Consider the following 16754-nt stretch of genomic DNA (forward strand, 5'->3'; position numbering starts at 1 on the left):
AAATTCAGAAAAAAACTAACACTTATTACATTATGAGAAAATTACTTTCTTTAACATTATTGGCTTTGGCTGGCTCAACTGCTTTTGCAGGAGGATATCGAGTTAGTATTCAAGGGCAAAAACAATTGGCTATGGGACACACAGGTGTAGCTGTAGTAAATAGTGCAGAGGTTGCATTTTTCAACCCAGCTGGTATGGCCTATTTAGATAAAAAATTCAATTTATCTGTAGGAGGTAATGCTTTGTTTGCAAAAACTAAATTCCAAAATTCGCAATACAACTGGGAAGCTTCAACAGAAAACATGGGAACACCTTTTAGTCTGTATGCTACCTACAAAATCAACGATTGGTTTACAGCAGGTTTAGCTGTTTATACACCTTATGGAAGTTCTGTAGAATGGGATCAAGATTGGCAAGGAGCACATTTAGTAAATAATATCGATTTACAAGCTATTTTTATTCAGCCTTCTATTTCAGTTAGAGTTGGAGAACATTTTAGTGTAGGTGGTGGACCAATTTTCGCTACAGGTTCTGTTAATTTTAATAGAAATGTAGACAGATCTACTGTAAATATAGATAATGAAAGAACAGATTTAACTATTGAGTCAAAAGGTATTACCGCATGGGGTTATACAGCTGGTTTTATGTTTAATCCAACCAAAAAATTACGTATAGGAATGAACTATCGTTCTGAAATTATCATGGAAGCAAGAGATGGAGATGCTACTTTTAATGACTATCCCGGAACAGCTCCAGAAACAAAATTTAATGCAGATTTACCATTACCTGCAGAATTAACAGTGGGATTGTCCTATAAAGTTACTGAGAGACTATTAATGGCTTTTGACTATAATAGAGCAATGTGGAGTGTTTATGAAAACTTAAATGTTGATTTTACAAATCCAGCGCTTCCAGATTCAAATAACCCAAGAAATTACAAAAATTCTAGTACTTACAGAGTAGGTATGCAGTATGCTGCAAATGATAAATTTACATTCAGAGCGGGGTGGTATTTTGACGAAAGTCCAGTACAAGATGGATATTTTGCTCCAGAAACACCAAGAAATGATTCTATGGGATACACAGGAGGTTTAACTTATCAAGTAAATAGTAAATTAGGCGTTGATGTGTCTTTCTTATATTTACATTTTGACGAAGTTGATAATTCTTATGATTATGTAAGTGATGGTAGTAGTTTTGGAGGAACTTATAAATCAGTTGTATTTTCACCAGGTATAGGTATTACTTATGGTTTCTAATTTTTAATAAACAGAAAAATGAAAAATAAATTTATATATTTAGCTATTATAGCAGCTGGTTTTGCTTCATGTGAACCAGAATTTGAAAATGAAGTTGGTGCAAATTATACTTCTGGTGATGCAGATTTTACAAGTTATGTTGCTGTGGGTAATTCATTAACTGCAGGTTATATGGATGGTACAGTTTCTAAAGGCGGTCAAATGTACTCATATCCTAACTTATTAGCACAACAATTTGCATTAGTAGGCGGTGGAGCATTTACACAACCTTCTTATGAAGATGATGTTAATAATTTAGGTGGATTAATGTTAGGAGGTATTCCAATTGGAAATACAAGATTAGTAATTGACGCTTCTCAAGGTCGTCCAGAAAACTTAGCAGGAACTTCAACAATTGAGGTTTCTAATTTGCAAGCAACAGCATACAACAATATGGGTGTTCCTGGTGCAAAATCATTTCATTTATTAGCTTCTGGTTATGGGAATGTTGCTGGTGTTGCTTTAGGACAATCAAATCCTTACTTTGTAAGACACGCAACTTCTCCAACAGCTACCGTTTTAGGAGATGCGATGTCTAAAAATCCAACTTTCTTTACAAACTGGATTGGAGCTAACGATGTTTTAGCTTATGCAACTAATGGTGGTGCGCAATCAGATGGTAATACACCAGCAGCAGACCATAATGTGACTGGAAATATGAATCCTGCTACTTATGGCGGTAATGACATTACTAATTCTGGTGTTTTTGCAAGCGTATATTCTACATTGATTAGCACATTAACTTCTGGTGGTGCAAAAGGAGTTGTGGCTACCGTTCCAAGTGTAACGGCTATTCCTTATTTCACAACTGTTCCTTATAATCCGCTATCTCCAACTGCTTTGGGTGGTTCAGCAAATATAAATGCATTGAATGCTCAATTATATGGTCCATTAAATCAAATTTTTACTGCTTTTGGGGAACCAAACAGAGTAAAGTTGTTATCAGCAACTAGTGCTAATCCTATATTAATTTTTGATGCTGATGCTGTAGATCGTTCGGCTCAAATTACGGCTGTATTAACACCTACTTTAGGTGCGCCAACAGCTACTGCATTCGGAATGGTTTTTGGAAAAGCTCGTCAAGCTACTGCAGCAGATTTAGTAGTTTTACCTGCTTCTTCTGTAATTGGTACGCCAAATGCATCTTCTCCTTCGACATTAATTAATATCAATGGAGTTTCATATCCAATGGCTAATAGATGGGTATTAACTGCTAATGAAAAAGCTAAAGTAGCAAATGCAACAGCAGCTTACAACAGTGCAATTGTTTCTATTGCAAGTTCAAATAATTTAGCAGTGGCAGATATGAATCAAATCATGAATCAATTGGTTGGTGGTTTAAGAGTTGAAGATGGAACATTTTATACAGCAAATTATTTTTCTTCTGCAACTGCAACAACTGTATTGTTTTCTTTAGATGGCGTGCATCCTAACGCTAGAGGTTACGCAGTAATTACAAATGAAATCATTAAAGTTATAAATAGTCATTATAATGCTAATTTACCTTTACATTCTGCAGCTAATTTCCCAGGGGCTACAATTGTAGGTTCAAACTAAATAAGATTTTTATCAAATAAATATAAAAGGCATCATTTTTGGTGCCTTTTTTTGTAATTTTAAAAAAAATCAAAATATATGAATTTTATTATCAAACTTTTAATTAGTACTATTATAGTATTTACGTTAGCGTATTTTTTACCTGGTGTTCATGTAGATAATTTAACGGCGGCATTATTGGTTGCAGTAGTTTTAGGATTGTTGAATACTTTTTTGAAGCCTATTTTAATTTTTCTGACTATTCCCGTAACCTTAATTACTTTGGGTTTGTTTTTATTAGTAATTAATGCAGGTATTATTTTAATTTGCGACTATTTTATTACAGAATTTCATGTTGATGGTTTTTTAACAGCCTTAATTTTCAGCATATTATTATCAATAAGTCAATCAATATTGAACAAAATATTTGTTAGTGAAGATTAATTTTTAGCGAATTGAATTTCAGTAAATTAAAAACTTGTTTGGGTTGTAAAAATTCTATAATTTTGCAACCCAATTTTTATGGTACTTAAATAAACAGATAAATGAACATTACAAAAACGCAAGTTGATGCATTAAATGCTATTGTAACAGTAGCAATCGCTAAAGAAGATTATGCTGATAAGGTAAATAAAGTATTAGCTGATTACAAAAAAAACGCTGCTATTTCTGGATTTAGAAAAGGAGCTGTTCCAATGAGTTTGATTCAAAAACAATATGGTAAAGCAGTTTTATTAGAAGAAGTGAATAAAGTATTACAAACTTCGCTTAATAATTATTTAACTACTGAAAAATTAGATATTCTTGGAAATCCACTTCCAAAGTTAACAGAAAGTATCGATTGGGATGCGGAAAATTTTTCTTTTGACTTCGAATTAGGATTAGCACCTCAGTTTTCAGTTGATTTATCTGCTAAAAACAATGTTACTAAATTCAAAGTTATTGCTGATGACAAAATGTTGAACGATCAAGTAGATCGCATCGCAAAGCAATATGGAAAATTAATTTCTCAAGATAAAGTAGAAGAAGGTTTTGATGTTGTTGGAACATTTACAAACGAAGAAAAAGGAATTAATGCTCCTGCAAATTTTGCTTTAGATATTTTTGCAGATAAAAAAGTAGCAAAATCATTCATTGGTAAAAAAGTAGGTGATGTAGTTGCTATCGGAACAAAAGGCTTATTCGATGATGATCACAAATTAATGGATTACTTAAAAGTAGGTCATGATGATGTACACGGATTAGATATCACAGTTCATTTCACAATTGAAGAAATTAATGCAACTGAAAGAGCTGAATTAAATCAAGAATTGTTTGATAAATTATTTGGAGCTGGAGTCGTTTCTTCTGTTGAAGACGTAAAAGCAAAAATTAAAGAGGATGCTGAAGCGCAATTTGCACAACAAGCAGATCAAAAATTCTTAAACGACGTGACTGATTTCTTAATCGAAAACACAAAATTTGATTTACCAGCTGAGTTCTTAAAAAAATGGATTAAAACCATGGGTGAAACTCCACTTTCTGATGAGCAAGCTGAAGAAGAATATGCAAAAGCAGAAAAAGGATTACGTTTTCAATTAATCGAAGGAAAAGTAATGGCTGAAAATAATTTACAAATTACGTTTGAAGATTTAAAAGCACATACTGCCGAATTAATCAAGAAACAAATGGCTCAATTTGGTCAATTAAATCCATCGGATGATGAAATTAACGGAATTGTTGCTCGTGTGATGTCAAATCAAGACGAAGTAAAACGTTTGTCTGAGCAAGTAATGAGCGAAAAAATGTTAGGTCTTTACAAAGAAAAAGTATCGGCTAAAACAAAAGAAGTTAATTACGAGCAATTCATCAAAGAAATGTACGGAGAATAATTTCTCACAAAAAATAATTATCTTTGAGCGTCAGACTAGTTTTGGCGCTTTTTGTTTCAAGACAATTTGTCACAAAAAGTAATAGGCACGAACTTTGCAAAATATTAATGGTTTAAGTTTAATCCCTTTTAAACTTTTAAACACATAAACTTTTAAACTTAATTTATGAATTACGGAAAAGAATTTAAAAAATATGCTACTAAGCATCACGGAGTAAACAGTTTATATTACGATAAAATTGTTGGAAGTATGACGCCTTATATTATTGAAGAACGCCAATTAAACGTAGCTTCAATGGATGTTTTTTCTCGTTTAATGATGGATAGAATTATCTTCATGGGAACAGGAGTTGATGATTATGTGGCAAATATTATTCAAGCGCAATTATTGTTTTTAGAAAGTGTTGACGCTTCTAAAGACATTAGTATTTATATTAATTCTCCTGGTGGAAGTGTCTATGCTGGATTAGGAATTTATGATACAATGCAATTTGTAAAACCAGACGTTGCTACAATTTGTACAGGAATGGCGGCTTCAATGGGAGCGGTTTTATTATGTGCTGGAGCAGAAGGAAAGCGTTCGGCATTACCACACTCAAGAGTTATGATTCACCAACCATCAGGAGGAGCACAAGGTGTAGCAACTGATATGGAAATCAACTTGAAAGAAATGTTGAAATTAAAAGATGAATTATATGAAATCATTTCTAAACATTCTGGACAATCGTTCGAAAAAGTGCACAAAGATTCTGAGCGCGATTATTGGATGATTGCTGCTGAAGCAAAAGAATACGGAATGATTGATGAGGTTTTAACAAGATAAATAAATATAGTTTTCAGTTTTCAGTCACAGTTTTCAGCGATATAACTGTGACTGTATACTGTGACTGCTAACTTAAAAAGGATGGCTAAAGAAGTATTAGAATGTTCATTCTGCGGAAGGAAAAAGCCTGAAACCAATTTATTAATTGCAGGAATTAATGCGCATATTTGCGACAAATGTATCGAACAAGCTCACGGAATTGTATTAGAAGAATTAAAACAATCGGGTAATTCCAATTTGGTTGCTGATTTGATTCTGTTGAAACCAAAAGAAATTCGTGCGTTTTTAGATGATTATGTTATTGGACAAGATCAGACTAAAAAAGTAATGAGTGTGGCGGTTTATAATCACTACAAACGTTTGATGCAAATTCAATTGGAAGACGAAGTTGAGATTGAAAAAAGTAACATATTAATGGTAGGACAAACCGGAACAGGTAAAACATTAGTAGCAAAAACAATTGCAAAAATGTTGAATGTTCCATTGGCTATTGTTGATGCAACTGTTTTAACCGAAGCAGGTTATGTAGGTGAAGATGTGGAAAGTATCTTAACTCGTTTGTTACAAGCAGCTGATTATGATGTAGCAAAAGCCGAAAGAGGTATTGTATTTATTGACGAAATAGATAAAATTGCACGTAAAAGTGATAATCCATCAATTACGCGTGATGTTTCGGGTGAAGGTGTGCAACAAGCTTTGTTGAAATTATTAGAAGGAACGGTTGTAAATGTGCCACCAAAAGGAGGTAGAAAACATCCAGACCAAAAATTTGTTGAGGTAAACACTCAAAATATCTTATTTATTGCAGGTGGTGCTTTCGATGGTATAGAGCGTATTATTTCAAAACGTTTAAATAGACAAGCTGTTGGTTATAGTTCTTCAATTGGAACAGACCATATTGATAAGGATAATTTGTTGCAGTATTTAATCCCAAAAGATGTAAAAGATTTTGGATTAATTCCAGAAATTATTGGTCGTTTGCCAGTTTTAACTCATATGGATCCCTTGGATGCAGAAACGTTAAGAGCAATTTTAACCGAACCTAAAAATGCCTTAGTAAAGCAATACAAAAAGTTGTTTGAAATGGATGAGGTAACTTTGGAAATTGAAGAAGAAGCTTTAAATTATATTGTCTCTAAAGCCTTAGAATATAAATTAGGTGCCAGAGGTTTACGTTCGTTATGTGAAGCTATTTTAACTGATGCTATGTATGAATTGCCTAGTTCTGAAGATAAACATTTGCAAGTAACTAAAGAATATGCGGAAAATAGTTTGAGTAAAAACTTATTACAACGATTGAAAGCAGTTTCTTAATTTGGAATATTATATATTTAAAAAGGGTCGCCATTTGGCGACCCTTTTTTATAGATTAAGCATTTTTCTTTTGCTCTATTTTTTTTGCTTGTTTTGCATTGCAATAGCTAGATTTACAGCTCCATCCACTAGAACATGAGGTTAATAAAAGTACTGTTGCAATTGCGAAAGTTAGAGTGATTTTTTTCATTTTTAGGGTTTTATAATTGTGTTGAAATGTTATTATTTTTATTAATTTTAAATTCGACTCTTCTGTTGGTCTGATCTTGTTCAGGTGTACATTTGTCGCATTTGTTTAATAGTTGGCTTTCTCCATATCCTTTATATGATAATCTTGAAGCAGCAATTCCTTTGTCAATTAGATATTGGTAAGTAGATTTTGCTCTTCTTCCAGAAAGTTTTTGATTATAATCTGCGGAACCTTTATTGTCTGTATGTGCATTAATAGCAATAGACATTTCAGGGTTATTATTTAATACTTCTACAATTTTATTTAAAGATAAAGTAGATTCTTGTTTGATTGTTGCTTTGTCAAAATCAAAATAGATATTTTCGATAACAATAGCATCTTCAGTTATAATCGCTTTTTCTTGAGTTAATTTTAAATTTTTATTTGAATCTCCAGAAGATAAAGAAGTGATTTTTGTTTCATATCCATCTTTGCTAATTGTAGCTGTATATTGTGTTAAAGGATCTAATTCTAATCTAATTTTTCCTTTTTCATCTGATTTTATTTTTGAAATAATTTCTCCAAATTCATTAGTTACAACAACTTCTGCATTAGGGAGTACAATACTTGATTGTTCTTCAACTACAGTATAGGTTTGGGTCAAATTTTCTTGTTTTTTGATTTCAAATTTTAAAATATCAAAATTACCAGATTGTTGTTTATCTGTAGATATGTAACCTTTAGAAGGAGAGGTCATTACAAAAGCAATATCATCTCTTTTAGAATTTAGGTCAGTTCCTAAGTTCAAAGCTTTTACATAATTGTTCTCTACAACTGAAGATCTAAATACATCATAACCGCCCATGTTAGCATGACCTTTTGAAGAAAAGAATAAATATTTACTGTCTAAAGACATAAATGGATATTTCTCATCAAGAGAAGTGTTTACATTTGGCCCAAGATTAACTAATTTTCCAATTGTTCCATCTGATAAAACGGGTGCTTCATAAATGTCAAAACCACCAAATCCTCCAGGGATGTTTGCCGCTAAAAATATTTTTTTACCATCAGGTGATAAACTTGGTGTTTCCACAGAATATTCAGAAGGTACAACTTGAAGATTAGTAATATTTACCCATTTTTTTGGGTCATTTTCGTTTAAATCAGCCTTGTGAAGTGTAAAAATTTGATTGTTATTTGGACTTTCTTGTGTAAAGTAAATCGTACGTTGATCTGCTGAAAAACTGATAGAACCCTCATTTTTTTCAGAATCTAATGCTTGGGAGAAAAGCAATGGAAAAGATAAATTTCCATCATCTTTAATATCCACACAGTATAAATTATTATTAGGTTCATTTGTAACTGGATTCACTGTTACTTCTGCGTGTCTTCTCTTTTTATTAGATAAAATTATGTATTTATTTTTAAAAAAAGAAGTTCCAACTTCGTTCAATTCTGAGTTAATGCCAGTATCACTAATTAAGTAATTAATACCTTTTGTAGATTTATTTATTGTATTTAAAATGGAATCTAAAGATTCTGATCGTTTTGGTTCTTGAGAAAAACAAAAAAAAGTTCCAAAAAGGAAAATTAGAATTAGTAATTTGGGGTAATTCATAATGTTAAACGCTTAATTTATAGTGGGGTAATAAAAAATTAAATCAAGCGCAAAATTAATACTAAATTTTACATAAAAAATCTTTTATAAAACATTTATGATAAAACTCGACGAACTGCAAAAAAAATCGATTTCAGGTAAAATTATTCGAATTAAATTTCGGTTATTTTTTTGTTAAATATATTTATGACAGTTTAATTTTGTCAATTTCTATATTTTTCTTGGGATTTATTACATTTTCTTTTATTTCACATCTTCTATATGGACCACACTTATAACGTCTTGGTCCACAAGAAAATGATGAAATAATAATGCTCAAGAGTACTAAAAATGAAGCTATTTTTTTCATGTGATTTTATTATAATTGTAATAAACTTTCTAAATAATTTCGATCATTAGAAAGCCTCGGAATTTTGTGTTGCCCTCCTAATTTATCATTTTGTTTTAACCAATCATAAAACAAGTTTTTTCGGGCCACATTTAATACTAACGGGTTTAATGTCATATTGTTATATCGCTTGGCTTCATAATCTGAATTTAAAGACTGAATAGTATCGTCTAAAGCAAAACGGAATTTTTCAATGTCTTCAGGCGGATGCTTAAATTCAATAATCCATTCATGTGAACCTTTTTGCGCCTCGCTCATAAAAACTGGAGCTACAGTATAATCAACTATTTCGCAGTCAAATAGAGCGCATGTTTTTGCTATAGCCGCATCAGTATTTTCAACCATTAGTTCTTCTCCAAAAACATTTATGTGATGTTTTGTTCTTCCTGTAACTTTAATTCGATATGGGTTTAAAGAAGTAAATCGAATCGTATCACCAATTAAATAGCGCCATAAGCCTGAATTTGTTGTAATTACTAAGGCATAATTCTTATTTAATTCTACTTGATTAAGACGAATAACACGCTGGTTTAATGTTCCAAAAGTATCCATCGGGATAAATTCGTAGAAAATTCCATAATCTAACATCAATAATAATTCGTTAGAATCATTTTGGTCTTGAATTGCAAAAAAACCTTCTGATGCATTGTAAATTTCATAATATTTGAAGTCGTCTTTTGGGAATAATTTTTTATATTGTTCTCTATACGGATCAAAATTTACGCCTCCATGAAAGTATACTTCTGCATTTGGCCAAAGCTCTAATAAATTAGATTTTCCGGTGGTTTCTAATGCTTTTTGAAGTAAAACCAACATCCAACTGGGAACACCAGCCAAACTTGTTACATTTTCGTTGATGGTTTCATTAATAATGGCAGGAAGTTTCGTCTCCCAATCTCCCATTAACGATATTTTACTGCTAGGTGTAGAGCTAAATTCGGCCCAAATGGGCATATTATCAATCAAAATTGCCGATAAATCCCCAAAAAAAGTATTGTTGTCTTCATACAATTGCTTGCTTCCGCCTAAGCGAAGGCTTTTTCCAGTAAAAAGTTGCGAATCTTCATTATTATTTAAAAATAAACACAATAAATCTTTACTCGCTTTGTAATGACAATTTTCTAAAGCTTCTGAACTTACAGGTATAAATTTACTTTTTGCATTAGTAGTTCCACTTGATTTTGCAAACCATTTAATGTTAGAGTGCCAAAATACATTTTGATCGCCTTTACGTGTAAGCTCTATTAAAGGTTCTAAATCTTCATAAGTAGAAACAGGAATTCGTTCTGAAAAAGTAGTATAGCTTTTCATGGAAGAAAAATCATATTTCTTACCAAGTTGCGTGTTTTCAGACGTTTTAATTAGATTAAAAAGTAATTCATCTTGCACTTCATGCGGATATTTTAAAAACAATTCCATTTGATGAATTCGCTTTTTTAAAATCCAAGTGGCAAAAGAATTTATTATTTGTAATGGCATTTACCTATTGCTAATTTTGAATTATTAATTTGGAATAATAACTTTACCAAAAATAGCATTTTTTTCAAATAATTGAACAAAAAAGAAAATCTTTACACGAAATGATATATCAAGGCACACTTTCAAAAATGCAAACCGAATTTAGTTTCCCAATCCAATATTATTTGGTTTTTGAAAATAGTTTTTTAAACATCAACCAACTTATAGGAAAGGAGATAGAAATAGCGTTTCAAGGCTATCAATGTTTAAATTGCGGAAAAGCTAAGAAAATCTTTCGTCAAGGATTTTGTTACGATTGTTTTATGAGTAGTCCTGCTGTTGGAGATTGGATTATGAAACCCGAATTAAGTACTGCACATTTAGATATTGAAGATAGAGATTTAGCTTATGAAAAGCGCGTGCAATTGCAACCTCATGTAGTTTATTTGGCATTATCGAGTGAGGTGAAAGTAGGAGTAACCCGAAAAACACAAGTGCCAACACGATGGATAGATCAAGGCGCTGTGCAAGCGATTCCAATTGTAGAAGTTCCCAATAGATATTTAGCTGGTATTACTGAGGTTGCTTTGAAAAATCATTTTGCCGATAAAACGAATTGGCAAAAAATGCTAAAAAACGAAGTGCCTAATATGGATTTAATTGCTGAGCGAAACAAGGTATTTGATTGGTTGCCTAATGAAGTAAAAGATTATTTTCCAAAGGAAGAAAAAATCATTCAAATGGATTTTCCTGTTTTGCAATATCCTAAAAAAGTTAGCAGTTTAAATTTAGATAAAACGCCAAATTTCTCAGGAAAATTAGCAGGAATAAAAGGACAATACCTACTTTTTGAAGACGGAACCGTCTTTAACGTTAGAACATATGAAGGTTATGTAGTAAAAATGAGTTTGTAAAAAATAAACCCTTTCAAATTTACAGTTGAAAGGGTTTGTTTTTGCATTTAAAACAGTGTGTTTATTCTTTTTTCTTCTTTTTAAGCCAACCATTTAATGCATCCGTTGCTTTGGTTTTGAGTTCTTCTTTAGGAGTTGCCTTAGGTTTTGTTGTGTCTGTTGCTGTAGTAGTTCCAGAAGTGTTGCCTTTAGTACCCCCAAGCAAATTTCCTAATGCTGATGTTCCTTGATTGATGTATTTGTCTTTTTGCATTTTTACCAATTGTGAAGCCAAATTGGTAGTAGCTTGTTTCATGTCGGTTGTGATTTTTGGTTGTTTAAAGTTTCCGCCAAGCACAGCATTTACAGGAATGTTTTGAATTTTATTTTGATCTGCAGGTGTAAGCTTTGTTAATAAATTAGTTACTTCTTTACCTAAATATTTTGCAGGTACATCAAATTTTAAGTTGTAATTCATATTTTGATCAAAACCATGTGTTCCGCCCACATTTACAGTGATGTCTTGATATTTGATATCAAATGGTTTTACATTTACTTTTCCGTCTTTGAACGATAATGCCGCTTTTACATCATTTAAGTTGACTTTACTCATGTCAATGAACTTTACATTCGAACTTAAAGCCGTTAATAAAGTTGAGTTTTTTTCATTAATTGTAGTAGATAGCAATTGACCTAATAAATCCCCAGAAATGGTTTTTAAATTTGGTGTCATATCTTGTTGTAAATCACCCGACAATTTTATTGTAGAGTTTAATTTACCATTAATTACCCCAGCAATCGGAGCAATCGATTTTAGCATGTCTAATTGTGTGAAAGATTCGGCAATATTAACTTTATCTAAGCCTAAATTCATATTAAACGTTGGCGTTTTCCCTTTAGTTGAAACTGTACCGGTTAAACCGATATTTCCGCCAAAAATGCTCATTTTTAAATTGTTTAAGCTTACCGCTTCATCTCTAATTACCATATTTCCCGAAACATCTTGCAAATTCAAATTGTCATAAACAACAGTTTTTGCTTTTGCAGTTATACTACAATCTAAAAACGAAGGAATTTTGACCGCTTCAGTAGATTTTTTACCTTCATCATTAGTGGTAGTAGTTGGAGCCATAAAATCTGAAACTACTAGTTTTGTTGAATTCATGTTGAAATTTCCTTTCAGAATTTGGTTTTTGAATACAAATCCATAAAAGTTATCTAACGTTCCTGTAACTTGTAAATCGGAAGTTCCCGTTTTTGCATCAAATTGATTTAAACGAATTTGGCTTGGATTAAATGCCACTGACGCTTGGTTAATTTTGAACGGTTTTGCCATTTCTGGCCCTTCGTAATTGAATCCAGTCAAACTTGCAATTCCCGAATTTTGAATGTTTTGGTATTGAGAAGTTTCAACAGATTTCATGTCAAATTTTGTCTTAACATCAGCTTTTAAAATTCCGGTTAACGGTTTGTCTAATTTTACGGGATAAGCCTTAGTAACATTTGCTAAATTGATTGTTCCCTTTAATTCGGCATCAACTAATGCATTTGTTGCTATGTTTCTAATATTGGCTTTTGCATTAAACACATCTTGGTCAATTGAAAATGCAAGTTTGTTCAAATTCACATACGTATCGTTCATTAAACCGGTTTCGTTGATAATATGTGTGTCAATGACGATATTCTTAACCGATTTTGGTAAATCTGGATATTGAAAAGACGCATTATTAGAAGCAATTTTTACATCAAAAGCAGGAATCGTAGTTTCGGTTAAATTTCCTTTTACTTTTCCGTCTACTGAAAATTGTCCAGTTGTTTTTACTTTGTTAATATCACCTGAATAAGCAGCTGGAATTAATCCCAAGAAGTTTTTAAAATCAGATGTTGGCGTTTTGAATGTTAAGTCATACGTTTGACCCGCTTCCACCATTTGAATAAATCCATTGAATTCTAATGGCAACTGATTGATTAATGCTTTGTTGTCTTTGAATTCATATTTACTTTTTTCTAAATCAATTCCTAAAATGGCATCTAATGAAATAGCTACATTGTTCATGTAGTTCATTTTGTCCATATCAAAAGATAGTTTTGCAGTAGTTTTAGTTTCTAAATCTAATTTTTGAGCAGCAAAATTCCCTTTTCCTTCGTGATTAATGCTGTCTAAAACCATTTTTATTTTTGAACCTTCGTCGGTATAAGTGAATTTTAAATTTTCTACTTCATAATCCTGAATATTTAAGGCAAAAGGTTTGCTGTCAGAAGGTTTTTTATCGGCTTCTTCTTTTAATGCAATATCAAAATTCCCTAAGCCATCTTTATTAAAAATGATGTTTACAATTCCGTCAACCACACTAAAACTTTCTAAATTCATAGCTTCTCCTTCGCCTTTAAAGAGTTCTTTTACACTCATGGTTACGTTGGTTTCACCCGAATATAAAAGTGTATCGTTTTCAAATGGCGCTTTAGTAATAATGCTTAATTTTTCAATCGTAACATTAGCTTGCGGAAAACTTTTGAATAAACTCAAATCCACATCTTCAAACGCAATGTTTGCATTTACATTTTCATTCAACGTTTTGGCAATCATTTCCTTGATTTTGTCTTTGAACAAAAATGGAGCCGCTGCCAATGCGATAATGATTACCAATAGGGAAATTCCAATTCCTTTTAAGATTTTTTTCAACATAATTATATATTATTTGTGAAGCGAATGGTTTATAAGCTACTTGACTATTTCTATTGTAACAAAATTAGTACCAAAATAATAAGTTAGCATTAAAATGAAGTTAAACTTATAAAAAAAATCCCGAAATAATCGGGATTCTTTTATATAATTTCTGCGCTTAATCCAGCATCTAAAAGTGCTGAGCATTGGGGTTTTAATTCGTCTAATGCGCCCGTTTTTACAGTACATTTTCCTTTGTAATGCACTAATAGGGCACATTGTTCAGCTTGTAAATCATCATGATTACAAACTCTTACAAGTGTATCAATAACGTGATCGAAAGTATTTATATCATCATTATGTAACACAATTTCGTTATTGTAACCTATGGCTTCTTCTACTAAAAATTTTTCCTGTAATTTTTCTATCGTGCTCATTTCCTTTTAGTTTGAATGTTCTACACAAATTTAAAAAAATTATTTAAACCAACAAATTCTAATTATTCTTCTTTTGTTATTGCTTCTTAAATCGTAATGCTACCCAATTATTTTTTTCAAATTGTTTTTCATAAGTAAGCCCTTTAGCAATACAACTTTCAGAAATTACGGGAATATCTTCGGTATAAAAACCACTTAAAAATAAAATTCCGTTTTCATTTAAACAATTTACATAATGTTGCATGTCGTTTAAAAGAATATTACGGTTGATGTTTGCAATAATTATGTCGTATTTTTTATCAACTAATAAAGAGGCATCACCTTCGTAAACTGAAATATGGTTGCAATTATTGCGTTCTGCATTTTCAATGGAGTTTAGATAGCACCAATTGTCAATATCAATAGCATCGATTGGTTGAGCACCTTTCATTTCAGCTAAAATGGCTAAAATGGCTGTTCCGCAACCCATGTCTAAGGTTTTTTTATTTGTAAAGTCTGTTTCAAGTATGTGTTGAATCATCATGTGAGTGGTTTCATGATGACCTGTTCCAAAACTCATTTTTGGTTCAATTACAATATCATATTCGGCATTAGTTTTTTCGTGAAAAGGAGCTCTTACATGACATTTTCCGTCTACTTCGATTGCTTCAAAGTTTTTTTCCCATTCTTCATTCCAATTTACTTGCTCAATTTCCTCAAAAGTATAATTGATTTTAAATTCTGGATTATCTAAGATCTGAATATCTTCTAAAATAGTTTCGCTCCACAAATCTTTTTGAACATAGGCAGAAATTCCTGTTTCGGTTTCAATAAAGCTTTCAAAAGCTTTTTCTCCTAATTCAGCAATTAAAATTTCGCTACCTAATTCAATAGGTTCTATTGTAAAGTGATATCCAATGTATATATTTGACATAACATTAATTTTTTGCAAAGGTAATATTTACTTAACATACTTAACATTGATTTGATGTTAAGTTTGCACAAAATATACAACAACATAACAAATGAAAAAATTAGTAACTTTTTTATTGCTTGTAACTACTGCAATTACAGTAGCTCAAGACATAAAAGTAACCACAAAAGACAACGATTTAAAGTTGGCTGCCCTTCCATATTATAGTTATGGAAAAGGATTAGGAATAACATCGCCAGATAGTTTATTTCAATTAAATATTCGTTTTAGAATGCAAAATCGTGTTACATTTATTCAAAATGAGGATGAAGATGCTGCTTATTCAGGAGAAATTAGACGTTTACGTTTGCGTTTTGATGGATATGTAGGTAATCCACACTTTTTATATGTAATTCAATTGTCGTTTGCACCAGGTGATGTGGGTGAAATTCAAGATGGAGAAAATATAAATATTATCAGAGATGCTGCGGTTTTTTATCGACCAAATAAACATTGGAGTTTTCTTTTTGGACAAACCAAATTGCCAGGAAATCGTCAGCGTGTGAATTCATCAGGAGCATTACAATTAACAGATAGAAGTATTAATAATGCTCGTTTCACCATTGATAGAGATTTTGGTTTTCAAGCGTATTATCTGAATGAAAATAAAGATAAATTTTCATACAATGTAAAAACGGCTGTTTCAACAGGAGAAGGAAGAAACTGGACAAAATCAGCCGACGACGGAGTAGCTTTAACTGGAAAATTAGAGTTGATGCCTTTCGGTTCATTTAAAAATGATGGAACTAATTTTGAAGGAGATGTCGCAAGAGAAAAAACACCAAAATTATTATTATCAGGTGCTTTTCATCAAAATAATTTGGCAAGAAGAACGCAAGGCCAGCTTGGAGGAGACTTGTTTGAACAAAAAACAATGAAATCAGTTTTATTAGATGCCATGTTAAAATATAACGGTTGGAGTTTAATGTCGTCTTACATGTCACGTTCAGCAAAAGATCCAATTGCTTTTAATCCAGATGATATTACGGAGTTTAATTATGTTCCAGTTGGAAGTGGAATGGATTATCAATTGAGTTATGTGTTTCCAACAAATTATGAAATTATTGGTCGTTTTTCTACTCAAAAAATGCACGAAGATATTCAGGCTTTGACTCCTGATTCGAAACAATATTCGTTAGGTATTACTAAATATTTATGGGAGCATGCTTTTAAATTACAAGGAGAAGTTACATTATCCGATTTAGATTATTTTGACGGAACTAACAAACAAAATTGGTATGTTCGATTACAACTTGAAATCGGAATCTAAGTTTTAGAAAATATCGCATAAAACCACAATTCAGTAATTGATTTGTGGTTTTTTTTATTTTCT

14 protein-coding genes are annotated in these 16754 nt (G+C 31.6%); 8 read left to right on the plus strand and 6 right to left on the minus strand.

Annotated elements, in window-relative coordinates:
- The first annotated feature begins 32 nt into the window (after positions 1-32).
- The 6 genes from OLM52_RS00515 to clpX all read left to right on the plus strand — a co-directional run bounded on the left by OLM52_RS00515 (position 33) and on the right by clpX (position 6841).
- Entirely contained in the window at positions 33-1259 is a 1227-nt protein-coding gene (locus tag OLM52_RS00515) for an OmpP1/FadL family transporter (protein WP_264549209.1), read from the plus strand.
- Positions 1260-1277: 18 nt separating this feature from the next.
- Entirely contained in the window at positions 1278-2855 is a 1578-nt protein-coding gene (locus tag OLM52_RS00520; RefSeq protein ID WP_264549210.1) for a G-D-S-L family lipolytic protein, read from the plus strand.
- A gap of 78 nt (positions 2856-2933) precedes the next feature.
- Positions 2934-3278 (plus strand): phage holin family protein, encoded by a 345-nt coding sequence (locus OLM52_RS00525; protein WP_264549211.1) that lies wholly within the window; start codon positions 2934-2936, stop codon positions 3276-3278.
- 101 nt (positions 3279-3379) lie between these two features.
- Positions 3380-4705, plus strand: coding sequence for a trigger factor (gene tig / locus OLM52_RS00530; RefSeq protein WP_264549212.1), 1326 nt, complete (start codon positions 3380-3382; stop codon positions 4703-4705).
- Positions 4706-4870: 165 nt separating this feature from the next.
- Complete coding sequence (gene clpP / locus OLM52_RS00535) at positions 4871-5527, plus strand: ATP-dependent Clp endopeptidase proteolytic subunit ClpP (RefSeq protein WP_262319236.1); 657 nt, start codon at positions 4871-4873, stop codon at positions 5525-5527.
- Positions 5528-5608: 81 nt separating this feature from the next.
- Positions 5609-6841, plus strand: coding sequence for an ATP-dependent Clp protease ATP-binding subunit ClpX (gene clpX, locus OLM52_RS00540; RefSeq protein ID WP_264549213.1), 1233 nt, complete (start codon positions 5609-5611; stop codon positions 6839-6841).
- A 55-nt stretch (positions 6842-6896) separates the two neighbouring features.
- Here the strand turns inward: clpX and OLM52_RS00545 are convergent, their stop codons facing one another.
- From OLM52_RS00545 to OLM52_RS00555, 3 genes are all read right to left on the minus strand, one after another.
- On the minus strand, positions 6897-7031 hold the full coding sequence (locus tag OLM52_RS00545) for a hypothetical protein (RefSeq protein WP_264549214.1): 135 nt from the start codon (positions 7029-7031) through the stop codon (positions 6897-6899).
- 10 nt (positions 7032-7041) lie between these two features.
- A complete protein-coding gene (locus OLM52_RS00550) occupies positions 7042-8628 on the minus strand; it encodes an OmpA family protein (RefSeq protein ID WP_264549215.1) in 1587 nt (528 codons plus the stop codon).
- Positions 8629-8986: 358 nt separating this feature from the next.
- A complete protein-coding gene (locus OLM52_RS00555; protein ID WP_264549216.1) occupies positions 8987-10495 on the minus strand; it encodes a GH3 auxin-responsive promoter family protein in 1509 nt (502 codons plus the stop codon).
- A gap of 101 nt (positions 10496-10596) precedes the next feature.
- Here OLM52_RS00555 and OLM52_RS00560 point away from each other — a divergent pair, with 101 nt between their 5' ends.
- Positions 10597-11388 carry a DUF2797 domain-containing protein gene (locus OLM52_RS00560; RefSeq protein ID WP_264549217.1) on the plus strand — a complete coding sequence of 264 codons (792 nt, stop codon included), beginning with the start codon at positions 10597-10599 and terminating at the stop codon, positions 11386-11388.
- Positions 11389-11449: 61 nt separating this feature from the next.
- Here OLM52_RS00560 and OLM52_RS00565 read toward each other — a convergent pair whose 3' ends face one another.
- The 3 genes from OLM52_RS00565 to prmA form a co-directional block, all read right to left on the minus strand.
- The gene (locus OLM52_RS00565) at positions 11450-14053 is read right to left on the minus strand and encodes an AsmA family protein (RefSeq protein WP_264549218.1); all 2604 of its coding nucleotides are present in this window, start codon (positions 14051-14053) and stop codon (positions 11450-11452) included.
- Positions 14054-14193: 140 nt separating this feature from the next.
- Positions 14194-14469, minus strand: coding sequence for an ATP-dependent Clp protease adaptor ClpS (locus OLM52_RS00570; protein ID WP_264549219.1), 276 nt, complete (start codon positions 14467-14469; stop codon positions 14194-14196).
- 76 nt (positions 14470-14545) lie between these two features.
- On the minus strand, positions 14546-15382 hold the full coding sequence (prmA, locus tag OLM52_RS00575) for a 50S ribosomal protein L11 methyltransferase (protein ID WP_264549220.1): 837 nt from the start codon (positions 15380-15382) through the stop codon (positions 14546-14548).
- Between the two features lie 91 nt (positions 15383-15473).
- On the opposite strand from prmA, the gene OLM52_RS00580 reads away from it, so the two are divergent.
- Positions 15474-16691 carry an OprO/OprP family phosphate-selective porin gene (locus tag OLM52_RS00580; RefSeq protein WP_264549221.1) on the plus strand — a complete coding sequence of 406 codons (1218 nt, stop codon included), beginning with the start codon at positions 15474-15476 and terminating at the stop codon, positions 16689-16691.
- The last annotated feature ends 63 nt before the right edge of the window (positions 16692-16754 follow it).

This window comes from Flavobacterium sp. N2820 (assembly GCF_025947285.1).
GTDB lineage: Bacteria > Bacteroidota > Bacteroidia > Flavobacteriales > Flavobacteriaceae > Flavobacterium.